The organism is Spirosoma koreense (genome assembly GCF_054777875.1).
This window is the reverse complement of record NZ_BAAHAC010000022.1, coordinates 444629-459371: the sequence shown is the minus strand read 5'-3', so window position 1 is coordinate 459371 and position 14743 is coordinate 444629. Positions and strand designations below refer to the sequence as shown.

14 protein-coding genes are annotated in these 14743 nt (G+C 51.9%); 12 read left to right on the top strand and 2 right to left on the bottom strand.

The window, feature by feature from the left end:
- Positions 1-107 precede the first annotated feature (107 nt).
- Entirely contained in the window at positions 108-542 is a 435-nt protein-coding gene (locus tag ACYVC2_RS15350) for a response regulator (protein WP_461103326.1), read from the bottom strand.
- Positions 543-861: 319 nt separating this feature from the next.
- Here ACYVC2_RS15350 and ACYVC2_RS15345 point away from each other — a divergent pair, with 319 nt between their 5' ends.
- The 6 genes from ACYVC2_RS15345 to ACYVC2_RS15320 all read left to right on the top strand — a co-directional run bounded on the left by ACYVC2_RS15345 (position 862) and on the right by ACYVC2_RS15320 (position 4955).
- A complete protein-coding gene (locus tag ACYVC2_RS15345; RefSeq protein WP_461103325.1) occupies positions 862-1224 on the top strand; it encodes a hypothetical protein in 363 nt (120 codons plus the stop codon).
- 170 nt (positions 1225-1394) lie between these two features.
- The gene (locus ACYVC2_RS15340) at positions 1395-2633 is read left to right on the top strand and encodes a Gfo/Idh/MocA family protein (RefSeq protein WP_461103324.1); all 1239 of its coding nucleotides are present in this window, start codon (positions 1395-1397) and stop codon (positions 2631-2633) included.
- 129 nt (positions 2634-2762) lie between these two features.
- Complete coding sequence (locus ACYVC2_RS15335) at positions 2763-3014, top strand: DUF6965 family protein (RefSeq protein WP_461103323.1); 252 nt, start codon at positions 2763-2765, stop codon at positions 3012-3014.
- Between the two features lie 175 nt (positions 3015-3189).
- A complete protein-coding gene (locus tag ACYVC2_RS15330; protein ID WP_461103322.1) occupies positions 3190-3336 on the top strand; it encodes a hypothetical protein in 147 nt (48 codons plus the stop codon).
- A gap of 212 nt (positions 3337-3548) precedes the next feature.
- A complete protein-coding gene (locus ACYVC2_RS15325) occupies positions 3549-4544 on the top strand; it encodes an amidohydrolase family protein (protein WP_461103321.1) in 996 nt (331 codons plus the stop codon).
- Between the two features lie 171 nt (positions 4545-4715).
- Positions 4716-4955: a hypothetical protein gene (locus tag ACYVC2_RS15320; RefSeq protein WP_461103320.1), complete on the top strand. Its 240-nt coding sequence runs from the start codon at positions 4716-4718 to the stop codon at positions 4953-4955.
- Here ACYVC2_RS15320 and ACYVC2_RS15315 read toward each other — a convergent pair.
- Positions 4952-5956, bottom strand: a complete 1005-nt coding sequence (locus tag ACYVC2_RS15315; protein ID WP_461103319.1) for a YpdA family putative bacillithiol disulfide reductase — start codon at positions 5954-5956, stop codon at positions 4952-4954. The two genes, ACYVC2_RS15320 and ACYVC2_RS15315, sit on opposite strands and share 4 nt — an antisense overlap.
- Positions 5957-6132: 176 nt before the next feature.
- On the opposite strand from ACYVC2_RS15315, the gene priA reads away from it, so the two are divergent.
- The 6 genes from priA to ACYVC2_RS15285 all read left to right on the top strand — a co-directional run bounded on the left by priA (position 6133) and on the right by ACYVC2_RS15285 (position 14716).
- A complete protein-coding gene (gene priA, locus ACYVC2_RS15310) occupies positions 6133-8658 on the top strand; it encodes a replication restart helicase PriA (RefSeq protein WP_461103318.1) in 2526 nt (841 codons plus the stop codon).
- 36 nt (positions 8659-8694) lie between these two features.
- Complete coding sequence (locus ACYVC2_RS15305) at positions 8695-8913, top strand: DUF2281 domain-containing protein (RefSeq protein WP_461103317.1); 219 nt, start codon at positions 8695-8697, stop codon at positions 8911-8913.
- Complete coding sequence (locus ACYVC2_RS15300) at positions 8913-9308, top strand: type II toxin-antitoxin system VapC family toxin (RefSeq protein ID WP_461103316.1); 396 nt, start codon at positions 8913-8915, stop codon at positions 9306-9308. Before ACYVC2_RS15305 ends, ACYVC2_RS15300 begins: the two co-directional genes overlap by 1 nt.
- Positions 9309-9420: 112 nt before the next feature.
- Positions 9421-10857: a pyruvate kinase gene (gene pyk / locus ACYVC2_RS15295; protein ID WP_461103315.1), complete on the top strand. Its 1437-nt coding sequence runs from the start codon at positions 9421-9423 to the stop codon at positions 10855-10857.
- 423 nt (positions 10858-11280) lie between these two features.
- On the top strand, positions 11281-13839 hold the full coding sequence (locus ACYVC2_RS15290; protein ID WP_461103314.1) for a circularly permuted type 2 ATP-grasp protein: 2559 nt from the start codon (positions 11281-11283) through the stop codon (positions 13837-13839).
- On the top strand, positions 13829-14716 hold the full coding sequence (locus ACYVC2_RS15285) for a transglutaminase family protein (protein WP_461103313.1): 888 nt from the start codon (positions 13829-13831) through the stop codon (positions 14714-14716). The genes ACYVC2_RS15290 and ACYVC2_RS15285 overlap by 11 nt, the downstream gene beginning before the upstream one ends.
- Positions 14717-14743: the final 27 nt, after the last annotated feature.

Below are 14743 nucleotides of genomic sequence, written 5' to 3'. Positions count from 1 at the left end.
TGGCAACCTCGATCATCGATGCCACAGGGTTTCCTGCGTGTTGGCAGTTGCACAAATCGCCTTCTTTACGGGCTCGGTATGATGAACAGCTTTCCGGAAGGTTGAGCTCAGCTGTTTCCGCGGTTGAATCGTTTGGGGTGCTGGCATTCCGTCCAATATTCGAGGATGGCCTTCAGTTGGTGTTTCCACTCCTGAAAACTGGTTCTTTTCTCAAACAACCCCTGAATGGTCAACTCATAAGCTTCTTCGACCAAATAGTCGACAACCGGATAAGTCAAGAATACGAAGGGTATCGATTTTTTTCGGAGCTCAGCATCTTTCTCGATCTGATGGCGGAGTTCCAGCCCGTTCATGCCAGGCATACTCATCTCGGAGATAACCAGAAACGTCAGCTGATCGGTCGTCTGTAAATAGTTCAGAGCCGTCTGGCCCTCGCTGAATACAACTATGGGGCGAACAACATTTAATTCAGCCAGTGCTTGTCTGAACATGGCTTGATCGTCTTCATCAGCGTCGATAAAGACGATAGGGGCATCTTCCATATAAGTAGTTTAGGTAACTAAACGAGTCGCAACAGGAAGATGTTTGCTTGTTCGACAACAAGTTATCCGCTCAGGCAGGCACTGTGTGCCAGATTTTCTGCTCATCAAAGCGTCTGGCCGGAAAGCTCCATCGCCAGGTAAACCACCGCTTGTGTCAGCTTCGGCAGCGAATCCGTTGTCGGCCAGCGGTAAGCACAAGCCGTTTTCAACCAATTATCGGCCCAGATCTGCTCTGTAGAAATCCGGGATGGCTTTGAGGGAGCATCCGGCTTTATTTTTACATCGATCGGGACGCCAGGGCCCCGATCAACTGGCAATCATGAAAACCATTACGACGCTGAACTGGGTACTGATTGGGCTTTACGGAGCGCTGCTGGTGTTTAGCCTCTTTCAACTCAACCGGCCGGGAAATGATGCCGCTGGCCGGGGCATGGAATCGGGGTTTGTGGTGTTCGGGTTTATTCTGCTGGCGGGGCTGGTGGGTTTAAACCTGTGGAACCACCGGGCGGCAAAAATTACAGCACTGGCCGTGGCTGCTTTACCCCTGGTGATGCTGCTATACAATCACGTTTCGGACTACCTAATTGCCCGACATCGACGAAACCAGGACATCGGGCAGAGCAGCCAGCCCCTGCCGCCCAACGATCCATCGGACCCAAACCACAGCCCTACCTCAAGGTAAGCAGATCCGTTATGTCCGCTTCTGTCTACACCTCTGAATCAGGTAGAGATCGGCGATGGATCCGTCCTGCGGTTTCGCGCCGATTTCTACCGGTTTAATAGGCTGAGCTTACAGAGCCTCACTTCTTCAAACATTCTGTATACCCTGCCGTTGGACATAAACCAGCGTGTATGTGCTGGGATCGTTCAGGTTTTTTCTCCGCTCGTTTTGCCATGGAACAACTGCCTTTTTCCCGTCGGACGTTTATTCATCGCCTGGGGGCGGCTTCTCTGCTCATACCCAGCCTGACTACGCTGACCAGCCTGCAGGGATGTGGGTCCAAAGAAACTAAATCGTCGGCCGACACGGCATCGTCTACCACCACCACGGCCGGCTCGACGCGCCCACTGGGTATTGCCCTGGTCGGGCTGGGTAAGTACAGCGAAGGCCAGCTGGCACCTGCGCTGGAGAAAACCACCCGGTGCCGACTGGCCGGTATTGTAACCGGTACGCCCGAGAAGGCCCAGACCTGGAAGAAAAAATACAATCTGGCCGATAAAAACATCTACGATTACAAGACTTTCGACCAGATTGCCGACAACCCCGACATCGACATTGTATACGTGGTATTACCCAATTCGCTGCATGCCGAATACACGATCCGCGCGGCCAAAGCCGGTAAGCACGTGATCTGCGAGAAGCCAATGGCCATGAACGCCGAGGAATGCCAGAAGATGATCGATGCCTGCAAACAGGCTAACCGCCAGCTGTCGATCGGCTACCGGCTGCACTTCGATCCGCACAACCAGGAAATGATGCGGCTGGGTCAGCAGAACGTGTTTGGCCGTGTAAACGGAATCATTGCGCAGAATGCCCAGCAGCAGGACGAAAGCTCACCCTGGCGACTGGGGCGCGGAGTGGGGGGCGGTGGGCCGCTGCTCGATGTGGGCATTTACTGTTTGCAGGGGGCTATTTACACCAAAGGCCAGATTCCCATTGCCGTTACGGCTAAACCACACCCGGTGACCGACCCGGAAAAATTCAGTAAAGTAGAAGAAGGGATGGACTTTCAATTGTACTTTGCCGACGGCACGATGGCGGCCTGCAAGTGCAGCTTCAACGACAAATATAACCTGTTGCGTGCCGAAGCGGCCAATGGCTGGTTTGAACTTTCGCCCGCCTTTGAATACTCGGACCTGGAAGGCAAAACCAGCAAGGGTAAGATGGAGGTCGACAACGTACCTCAGCAGGCTCGTCAGATGGATGCTTTTGCCAATTGCATTCTGGCCAATAAACCCACTACAGTGCCCGGCGAGATGGGCATGCGGGACGTTCAACTGATCGACGCTATTTTTCAGGCCGCCAAAACGGGAACCAAGGTACCGACCAAAGATGTGCGGCAGGTTATGGACCCGCGGCCTGTGGGTTAGCCTCGTTGAAACAATGGTACGCTTAGCGCTATAGCTTGTGTTCTGGTCGGCATTAGCCGCTCAGTTAAAAGGCTATTTTTCGTGGGCAAATGCGAAGAAGTCCTGCTCAGGAATGTTTACTTTTGCGGCATGGCATTGCGTAACGAATACCAGCAGTTAGTCGATTTCTTTTCAGATCGGACCTTACCTACAGGTCCTCAGCACGTTAACCCATACAGCGTGTTTTTCAATCTTTCCAGCGCCGTTCATACGAATCTGAAGTTGCTTCATAGCGAGGTTACCGCTACCAGTGCTTCGGCCGCGCGAATGCTGACCGAAGTACGCCAGTGGCTCATCGAGCAGAGCCCAGCCATGGAGCCGGCGCAACTCACTGAAGGGTAGCCTATAGCCGCCACCCATCGTCCTTAGTCACGGCATCAGGGGTGCTGCCTAGACCGACCGTGCCGGTTGCCGTTTGCTCACTCGCCAGAACCCGCTGCTGATTTTCCGACTTGTACCAGCACAGCCATTGACCCAATAGCCTGCTTAGGCATGGTTCATGTTAACACCGATGCGAATGTCAAGATCGCTAAAATCAGCCAGAACACTGTTTATTCTGGTCGCTGTCCTTGTGAGTATTTTACTCGCCTACATGCTGACCGACTATAACGCTTTATCCGAACTGCTGCTCAAGTTGTTTGATCACCTCAAACCAGATAAATAGCCGGACTGATACAAACCGACCTTATTGGTGCAACTTTTTTCAGCAGGTAAGCTGATCTTCCAGACTGGTGACCACTCCAGTTTATCCGCCAGCCGATACCCATTCGATCATTTTACAAGGTCATTGGCAAAACCTTTCTCTTCATCAGTCAGTAATGGGCAACATCTACCGGCATGACGCTAAGCTCATCCGGCAAACCCAAAACAGGCTATATGCGTACCGTTGCCCTTGAAGAACACGTAAGCTTCCCCGAGCTGACCAGTCGAATTCCTGAAAAAGCCGTGGCAAACCGCGGATGGCCAACGTCCGCCAGCCCCGATTCGCCCATGAAGCAGGTCGACGTGCAGTTGGCAGACATCGGCGATGAGCGGCTGACAAAGATGGACGAGGCTGGTATCACCGTTCAGGTTTTGTCGGTTTCCGGCGCGGGAGCCGATCTGCTGAATGCTACCGACGGGCCAGCTTTAGCCCGCGATTACAACGACCTGCTGGCCCAAAAGATAGCTGAGCACCCCTCCCGCTTTGCCGGCTTTGCCCATTTACCCATGACCGCGCCCGAAGCCGCTGCCGACGAGCTCGAACGGGCCGTTAGGGACCTGCACTTTTGCGGAGCCATGATCAACGGACTGACACAGGACAAATTTCTGGATGATCCGCAGTTTAGGCCCCTGCTCGAGCGGGCCGAGAAACTGGACGTTCCGCTATACCTCCACCCGAATGTGCCGCCCGAAGCTGTCAGGAAGGTGTATTACGAGGGGCTTCCTCCGGCCATATCGACGCTGTTGGGTATGGCGGGCTTTGGCTGGCATGCCGAAACGGCCGTTCACGTTCTGCGGCTGATTCTGTCGGGCACATTCGAACGGCACCGGGGATTGCAGTTGATTGTCGGTCACATGGGGGAAATGCTACCGGTTATGATGGCTCGCTGCGATACGATTTTCAAGCCTGCGATGACCCACCTGCCCCGAACCATCAGCCAGACGCTACAGCAGCAGGTCTATCTCACCACCAGTGGCATTTTTACCCAGCCCCCCTTGCTGGCGGCTCTGGCTACGTTCGGTGTCGATCGGATTTTGTTTTCTGTCGATTACCCCTACAGCACCAATGAGCAGGGGCGCAACTTTCTGAATGCTATATCTCTACCACCCGACGACCTGGCCAAAATCGCTCACGGTAATGCCGACCGGCTGCTGAAATTAAGGCTATAAACCCGCACTTTATCCATACATTCTACGGTTCGTGCGTTTATATCTACCGTTAGTACAATTTCCTTTGAGGAGATTGTATAGATCAGCTACTTTTAACCTATGAATTAAGTGTACCAAAAATTTTTTCAGGTATCCACAGCCTATTTTTGATTCCTTAGCACGTAAACAGTCATGAGCGTTGTCATCAAACCAACAGTCAGTAATATTATCAATCTTTGGTTCGGCGTCGATACACCGATACGGCAGTACAAAATCAAATTGAACCCAGACCTATGGGTAGCCTGTCAGCATATAAACCGCGATTTCAGACCACCCTCCAAACGGCAGAAAACAGAACTTTACCGCAAGTCGGATAAGGTGGCTTTCGCCAAAGCGGTACAGGAAGAACTCAATCGCATCCGGTCGAATTAGATTCGCTGGATCAGTTCAGCTACTTTGTGTACTTTGCGGCCCACGATGTGATCGATAATGGCCTGGGCATGCTCGCGGCCATTTTCGATAAATACTTTCTCCGTGTAGATACCGGCCAGCACCGTACCGCAGACGTACAGACCCGGGATGTTCGTTTCAAACGTTTCTTTGTTAAAAACGGGCACCTGCGTTTCCGGGTCGAGGTCGATACCACAGCGCTGAAGCAGAGCTGCATCTGGAATGTAACCCGTCAGAATAAACACGAAATCGGCGGGAATCTGCGTTTCCTCGCCGGTTTTCTGATTTAAGACAGTTACCTGCTGCGCATCGATCTGAGTAGCCAGCGAATCGAATACCGTTTTGATCCGTCCTTCCTTCACCCGATTTTTCACATCGGGCACAAGCCAGTATTTCACCGTACTCCGAAAATCTTCTCCCCGGTGTACAATCGTGACGTTCACGTCGTGCCGATATAATTCCAAAGCCGCTTCGACGGCGGAGTTGGAGGCCCCGATGATGACAACGTTGGTGAACGAATACTTAAACGGTTCGTCGTAGTAGTGCGAAACATGTGGCAAGTTTTCGCCCGGAATACCCAGCCAGCGCGGTTTCGTAAAATAGCCAGTGGCCATGATCACTTTGCGGGCCTGGTGCTGTTCGCCGGTTGTCGTCGTAACCGTAAACACCTCGCCTTCTTTCTTCACATCCCAGACTTCCTGAAAGAGTTTAAAATTCAGGTGGTAGTAAGCCGCAGCTTTTCGATAATACTGAAGGGCTTCGTTGCGACCGGCTTTTACGTCGGAAATGGCAAAGGGCAAGCCACCAATTTCAATATTTTCGGCGGTCGAGAAAAAGCGCATCCGGCGCGGGTATTGCCGGATGGATTCGGTCAGGCTTCCCATCTCCAGAATCAGATGACTCAGACCCGCTTTAGTCGCTTCGATACCAGCGGCCAGCCCACAAGGCCCACCGCCCACAATAAGTACGTCGTAGAGTTGCATGCAGTAAGGCGGCCAGAAAGCCGCGAAATTGGCGGCTTTCTGGCCGCCTTATAAGTCTTTAACAGTCAGAAAGTGGGCAAAGGTTTACCAGTCACTCCCTTTTTTACAAAACTGGAATTCGCCGGGCCAACGCCACGTTTTCCGTATATTTACCTGACGTACCGCTCGTCTGACCCGTGGAAAACCAGCTATATACTCTTTTTGCCTCAACCGAAGCCGAAGAAGTTACTTTCTTTGCCGATCTGATTCTGCCCATTCCGGTACCTCGGTTGTTTACATACCGGGTGCCCCGCGGCATGGCTGAGGTGCTGAAGATTGGGGCTCGGGTCATTGTCCCGTTTGGCAAAAATAACGGCCGCGTGCTGACGGCCGTGGTTGCCCGACTGCATAACTCGCCCCCAACGGCCTATCAGGCCCGCTACATCAGCGAAGTGCTGGACGAGTATCCACTCGTGACGGGTTACCAGCTGGAACTGTTCCGCTGGATGGCCGAGTATTACATGTGCTGCATTGGCGACGTCATGAACGTTGCCCTGCCGTCGGGGCTGAAAATATCGAGTCAGTCGAAAGTGCAGTTCAACCCCGACTTCGATTACCCCGAACTGCTCACCGACTTCGAAACGACGCTGCTGACCGAACTAAAAAAACAGCCGGCACTCTCCTACGAAGAACTGGGCCGGCTGGCGGGTGAAGGCAGCAACGTACCGGCGCTGATCAAATCACTGGTGGGCAAAAAAGCGGTAATCGTTTTTGAAGAAGTCAAAGAGAAATACGTCCCTAAAATGGTGCGTAAGATCCGCCTGCACCGCAATTACGAAGAGCGCGAACAACTGCTGGTTTTGCTGCAACGACTCGAAAAACTGCCTAAACAGCAGGAAGTCGTTATGCGGTATCTTCGACACGTGCCGATGCAGCGTAGCCCGGAGCTGAACCAGAAAGGGCTGGACAAAACCATTCTGAATCAGGATGATGAGCTCTCCCAGTCATCGCTCACGACACTGATCAAGAATCAGGTATTCGAAACCTTCGAGGTGATTCAGCCGCGGTTCTCAGATAACCTTGCTCCGCAAGCCGAGATCCGGCTGACCGAGGCCCAGCGAACGGCGTCGGAGCAGATCATGGCCCATTTTGAAAGCCAGAATATCGTACTCCTGCACGGCATTACGGGCAGTGGTAAAACCGAAGTCTATATCAATCTGATTCAGCAGGCCGTAGCCGGTGGCTCGCAGGTATTGTACTTACTGCCTGAAATTGCGCTGACCACCCAGATCGTGGTTCGACTGCAGCGGGTTTTTGGGGATAAAATGGGAATTTATCACTCGAAATTCTCGGACAACGAGCGTGTAGAAGTCTGGAAGGGCGTTGTGTCGGGGCAGTATCAGTTTGTGGTGGGGGTTCGGTCGTCGGTGTTTCTGCCGTTCGACAACCTGGGGTTGATCATCGTCGATGAAGAGCACGAAACGAGCTATAAACAGCACGATCCGGCTCCGCGCTACCACGCCCGCGACGTAGCCATCATGCTGGCCCACTGGCAGCAGGCGAAGGTGTTACTAGGTTCGGCCACCCCTTCGCTCGAAACTTATTATCAGGCCAAACAGGGCCGCTACGGCCTGGTCGAATTGTTTCAGCGGTTTGGCGAGGCAACCTTACCGGAGATTATTCTGGTGAATACGCAGCAGGAAAAGCGGCAGAAAACGATGAAGAATGAGTTCTCGTCGACGCTGCTCGGCGCGCTGGAGCAAAACCTGGAGCGGAAGGAACAAAGCATTCTTTTTCAGAATCGTCGGGGGTATTCACCTTACATGCAGTGTGAAGACTGCGACTGGACGGCGGAGTGCCCGAACTGCGCCGTCAGCCTGACCTACCACCAGCGTGACGCCGAACTGCGCTGCCACTACTGTGGACATAAAGACCCGGTGCCGCGCGTCTGCCCGGTATGCGGCTCTACTAAAGTGAAAACCATCGGCTTCGGCACCGAAAAGCTGGAAGATCAGTTGCAACTTTTTTTCCCGCAGTCGCAGGTGCTTCGAATGGACCTGGACACCACGCGCGCCAAAAATGCCTACCAGCAAATCATTCAGGAGTTCGAAGGCGGGCAGGTCGACATTCTGGTCGGCACTCAGATGATTACCAAAGGGCTGGACTTCGACAATGTCAGCCTGGTTGGAATTTTCGATGCCGACCGGCTCATTCATTTTCCCGATTTCCGGGCGACGGAACGAGCGTTTCAGATGATTACGCAGGTGAGTGGCCGAGCTGGCCGACGAGCCGGGCGCCAGGGTACGGTGCTGATTCAAACGAGCAATCCGCATCAGCCCATTCTGCAAAAAGTCATGGCGAACGATTACAAGGGTCTTTACGAAGAAGAGATTCAGGAACGGCAGAATTTCAGTTATCCGCCCTTCGTCAGGCTCATCAAGTTGACTGTTCGTCACGCCGACAAAGCCATCAGCCACCAGGCCGCCGAACGCCTGGCGACCGAACTGACGGATGCGCTCGGTAGCAGCCGGATACTCGGTCCGGAAGAGCCGCTGGTCGAGCGAATCCGAAACCAGTTTCTATTTGATATTCTGGTAAAAATCGAGCGCGACAAGGTTAACGTAAAAGCCGTAAAAGCCTATATCCAGGAGCGCATCAACGATATTCTGACCGACAAAGGGCTCCGGCAGGTCAGCATCGTAATCGACGTGGATTGTTTGTGATATTTTTGCGTTATTACCGAAAACGAGAATATTCCTATGCTAGCGACAGTCACCGGAACGTACAAAAATGGGCAGATCATTCTGGATGAAGCACTACCCGTCAAGGGCGACAACGCCAAAGTCATTGTGACGCTTGTCGAAGAAACCGTCGAAACAGCGGAAAAGCCCAAGCGCACACCCGGATTGATGAAGGGATCCTTTTGGGTATCGGATGATTTTAATGATCCAATCGATGATCTGAAAGACTATATGTAATGCAACTTCTACTGGATACTCATGCACTGATTTGGTTTTTAGAAAATGACAGTCGCCTGACCACCAAGGCTCTCGAGATGATTCAAAAAGCCGACAACGTATTTGTCAGCCCTATCAACTTTTATGAAATGGCGATCAAAATTAAAATTGGCAAAACGATAGGTCTAAACCGACCAATCAGCCATGCCATTGAGTTGAGTCAGCGATCAGGTTTCGAATGGAATCCATTACGAAAACGACATTTAGTTGCTTACCAGCGTATTCCCCTTTTCGATCACCACCGCGACCCTTTTGATCGAATGATTCTGGCGACGGCCCTGACCGATGAGTTAGCCGTTATTTCTTCTGATCGTAACTTTTCGCTCTACAACCATCTGGTCGAAGTCATCTGGTAAATCCTCTTTAGGAACGCTTCCTGTAAAATTTCAGTGAATACCACCGTTTATCAGACCATCCGGTTATTTTTGCACCGGCTTCTGACCGATTTTGCCCAATTTTTCCCGTCCTATGTTTAAGAAAACTAAGATCGTCGCCACCATTGGCCCGGCCTCCGAAACGAAAGAGCAATTATTGGCATTAGCCAAAGCTGGGGTCAATGTGTTTCGGCTCAATTTTTCCCACGGTACCCACGAAGATCATCTAATGCGGTTGAGCCGCATTCGGGAAATCAATGAAGAATATAACCTGAACCTCTGCGTTCTACAGGATTTGCAGGGTCCTAAAATCCGGATTGGCAACGTCGAAAATAAAGACGGTGTGCTGATCGTACCGGGTCAGGAACTCGTCTTCACCAACGAAGACATCATCGGTACAGCCCAGCGGGTAAGTACACCTTACAAAGATATGTACAGGGATGTGCACCCCGGCGAACGCATTTTGATGGACGACGGAAAATTAGAGGTCCGCGTCCTCCGAACCGAAGGAACGGATGTGGTTACCGAAGTCGTGTACGGGGGATCTATGAAGTCGAAGAAAGGCGTGAACCTGCCTAACACGAAGGTATCGATGCCTGCCGTTACCGAAAAAGACTGGGCCGACCTGGAGTTTGGACTCGAACACGATGCCGAGTGGATTGCGCTGTCGTTTGTCCGCGAGGCTTCCGAGATCATCGAAATTAAAGAGTACATTAAATCGAAAGGGAAGAAAAGCCGGGTAATTGCCAAAATTGAGAAGCCCGAAGCGATTCAGAATATCGATGAGATCATTGCTGCAACCGACGGCCTGATGGTAGCCCGGGGTGACCTCGGTGTGGAGTTGCCGGCCGAAGAAGTACCGATGATCCAGAAGATGCTGGTCGAAAAATGCAACAAAGCGGCTAAGCCGGTCATTGTGGCGACCCAGATGCTGGAGAGTATGATCGATGCCCCCCGCCCAACCCGCGCCGAAATCAACGACATCGCCAATTCGGTGATGGACGGTGCCGATGCGGTGATGCTGAGTGCCGAAACGGCTTCGGGTAAGTACCCCATCCTGGCGGTGGAAAGCATGGCTAACACCATTCTACAAGTCGAGACGACCACCGACAAGATTTACTATCGCTACCATGCGCACGTAAACGAGCAGCCAACCGAAAACGCCATCAACGACAACGTGGTGATGAGCGCCTGCCGACTGGCCCGCGACACTCATGCCAAAGCGGTGATCGGCATCACAAATTCGGGTTATACGGCCGTACGACTATCGCACCACCGCCCGAAAGCTCAGTTATTCGTTTTCTCCAACGATCCGCAGTTACGGAATACGCTCGGTTTATACTGGGGTGTTCAGGTCATGCCCTACGAACCCGATATGAACCTGACGGTAGACCAGACAGTGGAGGGCATCAAACAAACGCTCGTTGGGCAGGGCAAACTGGCTTCCGGCGATATTTTTATCAATACCCTGAGCATGCCGCTGACCCAGTCCAGACGCACCAATACGGTGAAGCTGAGCACCGTAGACTAGTTCTCACCTGCTCCGGAAACCAGCAAAAGGCCAGTGCCCTACAATATAGGAGCGCTGGCCTTTTGTCGATTAGGCAGTTTGGTATCTGATCCCTTAAAAAACCCGCTTACTCTGATCCCCACCCGGAAATCTATCCCTATCTCCATCAATAGACGCAGACCAATAAATTGTATTATTACAAACTATATTTTACCGTATCAAATAAAAACCAAAAAAAAGTTGGCATACCGCGATAACTGAATAATTTTAAACTTCCCTTAGTTCCTCCCAAGATTCTATGCCAAAGATCGTGGAGAGGTCGTAGGTAGCAATGTCCTGGTTGCCCTTATACTAACTTACCTGACCTGTTGGCAGCAGCCATACCGTTGGGCTTGTTTTTACGACACCCACGATAAAGTCCAGTGATTGTCATTCTGTAGCCCAATGATTTCAGCATCTGCTCAGCGTTTGCTCGACCTGTATACGAATCAACTGCATTCGTACGATGAAGTGTTAGCACCTGATGGGTCGATCAAACCACATTGGGAGAAATTGTTTCTGTCGTTAGAGCGCATCGGGCATGACGAACTAAGGAATCGTTCTCAGGAAATCAAAAACAAAATTCAGGAGAATGGCGTCACCTACAACATCTATCAGCATCCCGGTGGCCTAAACAGCCCCTGGAAACTGGACCTGATCCCGTTTCTGATCGAGCAAAATGAATGGCAGACTATTGCCAAAGGGCTGCAACAACGGGCCGTTCTACTGGACCTGATTTTTCGGGACATCTATGGCCATCGCAACCTGATAAAAGACCGGATACTTCCGGCTGAACTGGTTTATACCAACAGCGGCTTTTTTCGAGCGTGTCAGGATATCAAACTGCCGACTCAAAATCAGTTGATTCTGTATGCCGTCGATATGGCGCGTGGCCCAGATGGCCGAATGTGGGTAGTAGACAACCGTACCCAGGCCCCATCCGGCTCGGGGTATGCGCTCGAAAACCGGGCGATCCTGACAAAAGTGATGCCCGAACTGGCCAGAGACATGTACGTCGGTCGGCTGTCTCCTTTCTTCACGCAAGCCCAGCAGTCTATTTTTAAAGTATTTCGGGATAAAGCGGACTACGTAAACGTCGTTTATCTAACCCCTGGTCCGAATAACGAAACCTATTTCGAGCAAGCGTACCTGGCTTCTTACCTGGGCTACACGCTGGTCCAGGGCGACGATCTGATCGTCAAGAATGGATTTGTCTGGATAAAAGCCATCGATGGACTGCAACGGGTCGATATTATTATCCGCCGAATCGACGACGAGTGGTGCGATCCACTCGAACTGCGCATCGACTCAAAACTGGGCGTTCCGGGCTTGTTGCAGGTGATCCGAAACGGAAACGTCATGGTCATCAATCCGCCCGGCAGCAGTGTCCTGGAGAATTCGGCCTTCAATGCCTTTTTGCCCTCGCTGTGCCGCTATTTTTTACAGGAAGAATTGATTTTGCCTTCAGTAGCTACCTGGTGGTGTGGCCAGCCGACAGAGTTACAAAGCACGCTGGATCGTTTGGGAAGCCTGATCATTAAAAAAGCGAACCGTAAACAGGTATTCCGCTCGGTTTACGGCAAAGAGCTCTCGAAAGCACAGCTGCAGCAGTTACGCCTACAGATTCTACAAAACCCAGCGGACTATGTAGCCCAGCAGGAAGTTAGTTTTTCGACGACGCCAGCCTATGTCGACGGCCGGATCGAGCCGCGCTATGCCGCCATCCGGGCTTTTCTGACGGCCACCCCCAACGGCTATCAGGTTATGGAAGGCGGCCTGACACGCAGCTCCACGCTAAAAGATCGATTTACCTTCTCGAACCAGTACGGCAACATTTCGAAAGACACCTGGATCGTGTCCGATGAAGCGGAAATCATTCGGGAGCGGATCAAACTGCCCGGTACGTATCACCATCAGCCGCAGCCATCATTGCCCAGCCGCAGTGCCGAAAACCTATACTGGGCCGCCCGGTACAGCGAACGGAGCATTACGGCGACCACCTTTCTGATGATTACCCTGAATGCCCTGAGCTTTCAGCGGAATTTTGGCATCCAGACGAAAACGCAGCACATCGAAATACTCCTGAAAACCGTGTCGGCGTTGATTCAGATCGAACCTTATTTTTCGGACGAGAACAAAGACGCTTTTGTAAACCCCTACCCCATTCTTTCGGCAAGTATCGCCACTGCAGCCAGAACCGGCACCGTTACCGCATCGGTTCAGGCTTTTCTGAAAGCCATGATTGTTGTTCGCGAGCGGTGGAATAACGTAACCTGGCGCACGATCGATGTCATCGGGCATACGGCCCGAAAGCTGCAGCAAATCGGTCCCAATCATAACCCCAACGATATTCAGAATACGCTGAATCATCTGCAAACGAATCTGTTCACGTTCTACGGCATCGTTAGTGAAACCGTACCGCGCAACGAGGGGTATTACCTGTTCGAAACCGGAAAGTTCATTGAGCGCATTCTCTCAAAAATTATCGTTTTGCGCTCTATTTTCAGCGTAAAAACTGAGTCGGTAATCGAAAATGAGCTGATGGAAATTATCCTGATGAATCATTTCGCCCTGTCGCACTACCGCTCGGCCTACAAGACAAATTTCGAGAGAGAACACGTCCTGGACATGGTACTGCTGGATAAGCAGGTCCCGGCTTCGCTGACCAGCCTGCTGGACTCGCTCGACCATAGTATCAGCCAGCTCCCCCAATCGTCGGGGCGGCTGAGTAAATCCAGAAAAGCGATTCTGGAAGCGTCTACCCAAATCAAGCTGATCGACATCACCGAAATCGCTACGGTCGGGATCGACTCGCAGGCCTACGAGAATCTGGACTTCATCCTGTCCAATGTGTACACGCTGATGCTGTCGGTGTCCGATTCTATAACCAGTCAGTACTTTAACCATACGGCCCCCCAGCACTCGATTACGGAGACCATCATCGACCTGGAAAATGAATTATAGAGTCGTTCATAAGACCCAGTATCAGTACAGTGAGAACGTGACCAATTATCATGGGCTGGCTTGTCTGATGCCGAAGCATGTGTCGTACCAGACCTGCCGTGATTTCTCGCTGGTGGTTTCTCCGACTCCAGACACGATTCATTTGCGAACTGATTATTTCGGCAACTCTGTCCATTACTTTTCCATTTATAAGCCCCATACCCGGCTTACACTTTTAGCCAAAAGCAGGGTTGAGACGCACCCGTCGCTGGTTGCTGATCCAGGCATGACCAATCAGGAAGTGAGAGAGAAACTTCGGGTGGTTGCCTCACTGCGTAATGAGCTGCTGGAGTACATGCTTCCAAGCCCGTTTGTGCAGTGGGATGCCGACATTCGTCGATTCTGTGCCGGCTGCTTCCCCGACGATCAGCCTTTTTACCAGAGCGCACGGCTCCTCTGCCATAAAATCTACACCGACTTTACCTACGTTCCGGGTTTTACGACGATCCATACACCGCTTAAAACGGTATTGCACGAAAAAAAAGGCGTTTGTCAGGACTTCTCGCATCTGGCCATTGCCTGCCTGCGTAGTCTGGGTTTTGCCGCCCGCTATGTTAGTGGATATCTGGAAACGCAGCCTCTGCCGGGCCACGCTAAACTGCAGGGTTCCGACGCAACGCATGCCTGGGTAGCGGTTTATATCCCTGGTACGGGCTGGTGTGATTTCGACCCTACCAACGACCTCATTCCGCAGGGAAGGCATATCGTTACCGCCTGGGGACGCGATTTTGGCGACGTCTCACCCCTAAAAGGAATTATTTTCAGTACGGGACGGCACGCGTTTCAGGTCGAAGTAGATGTCATTCCCATCGAAGACGCTGACTACCCAAGTCATTGAGGCTAACCATCGTGCAGCACCCCGACT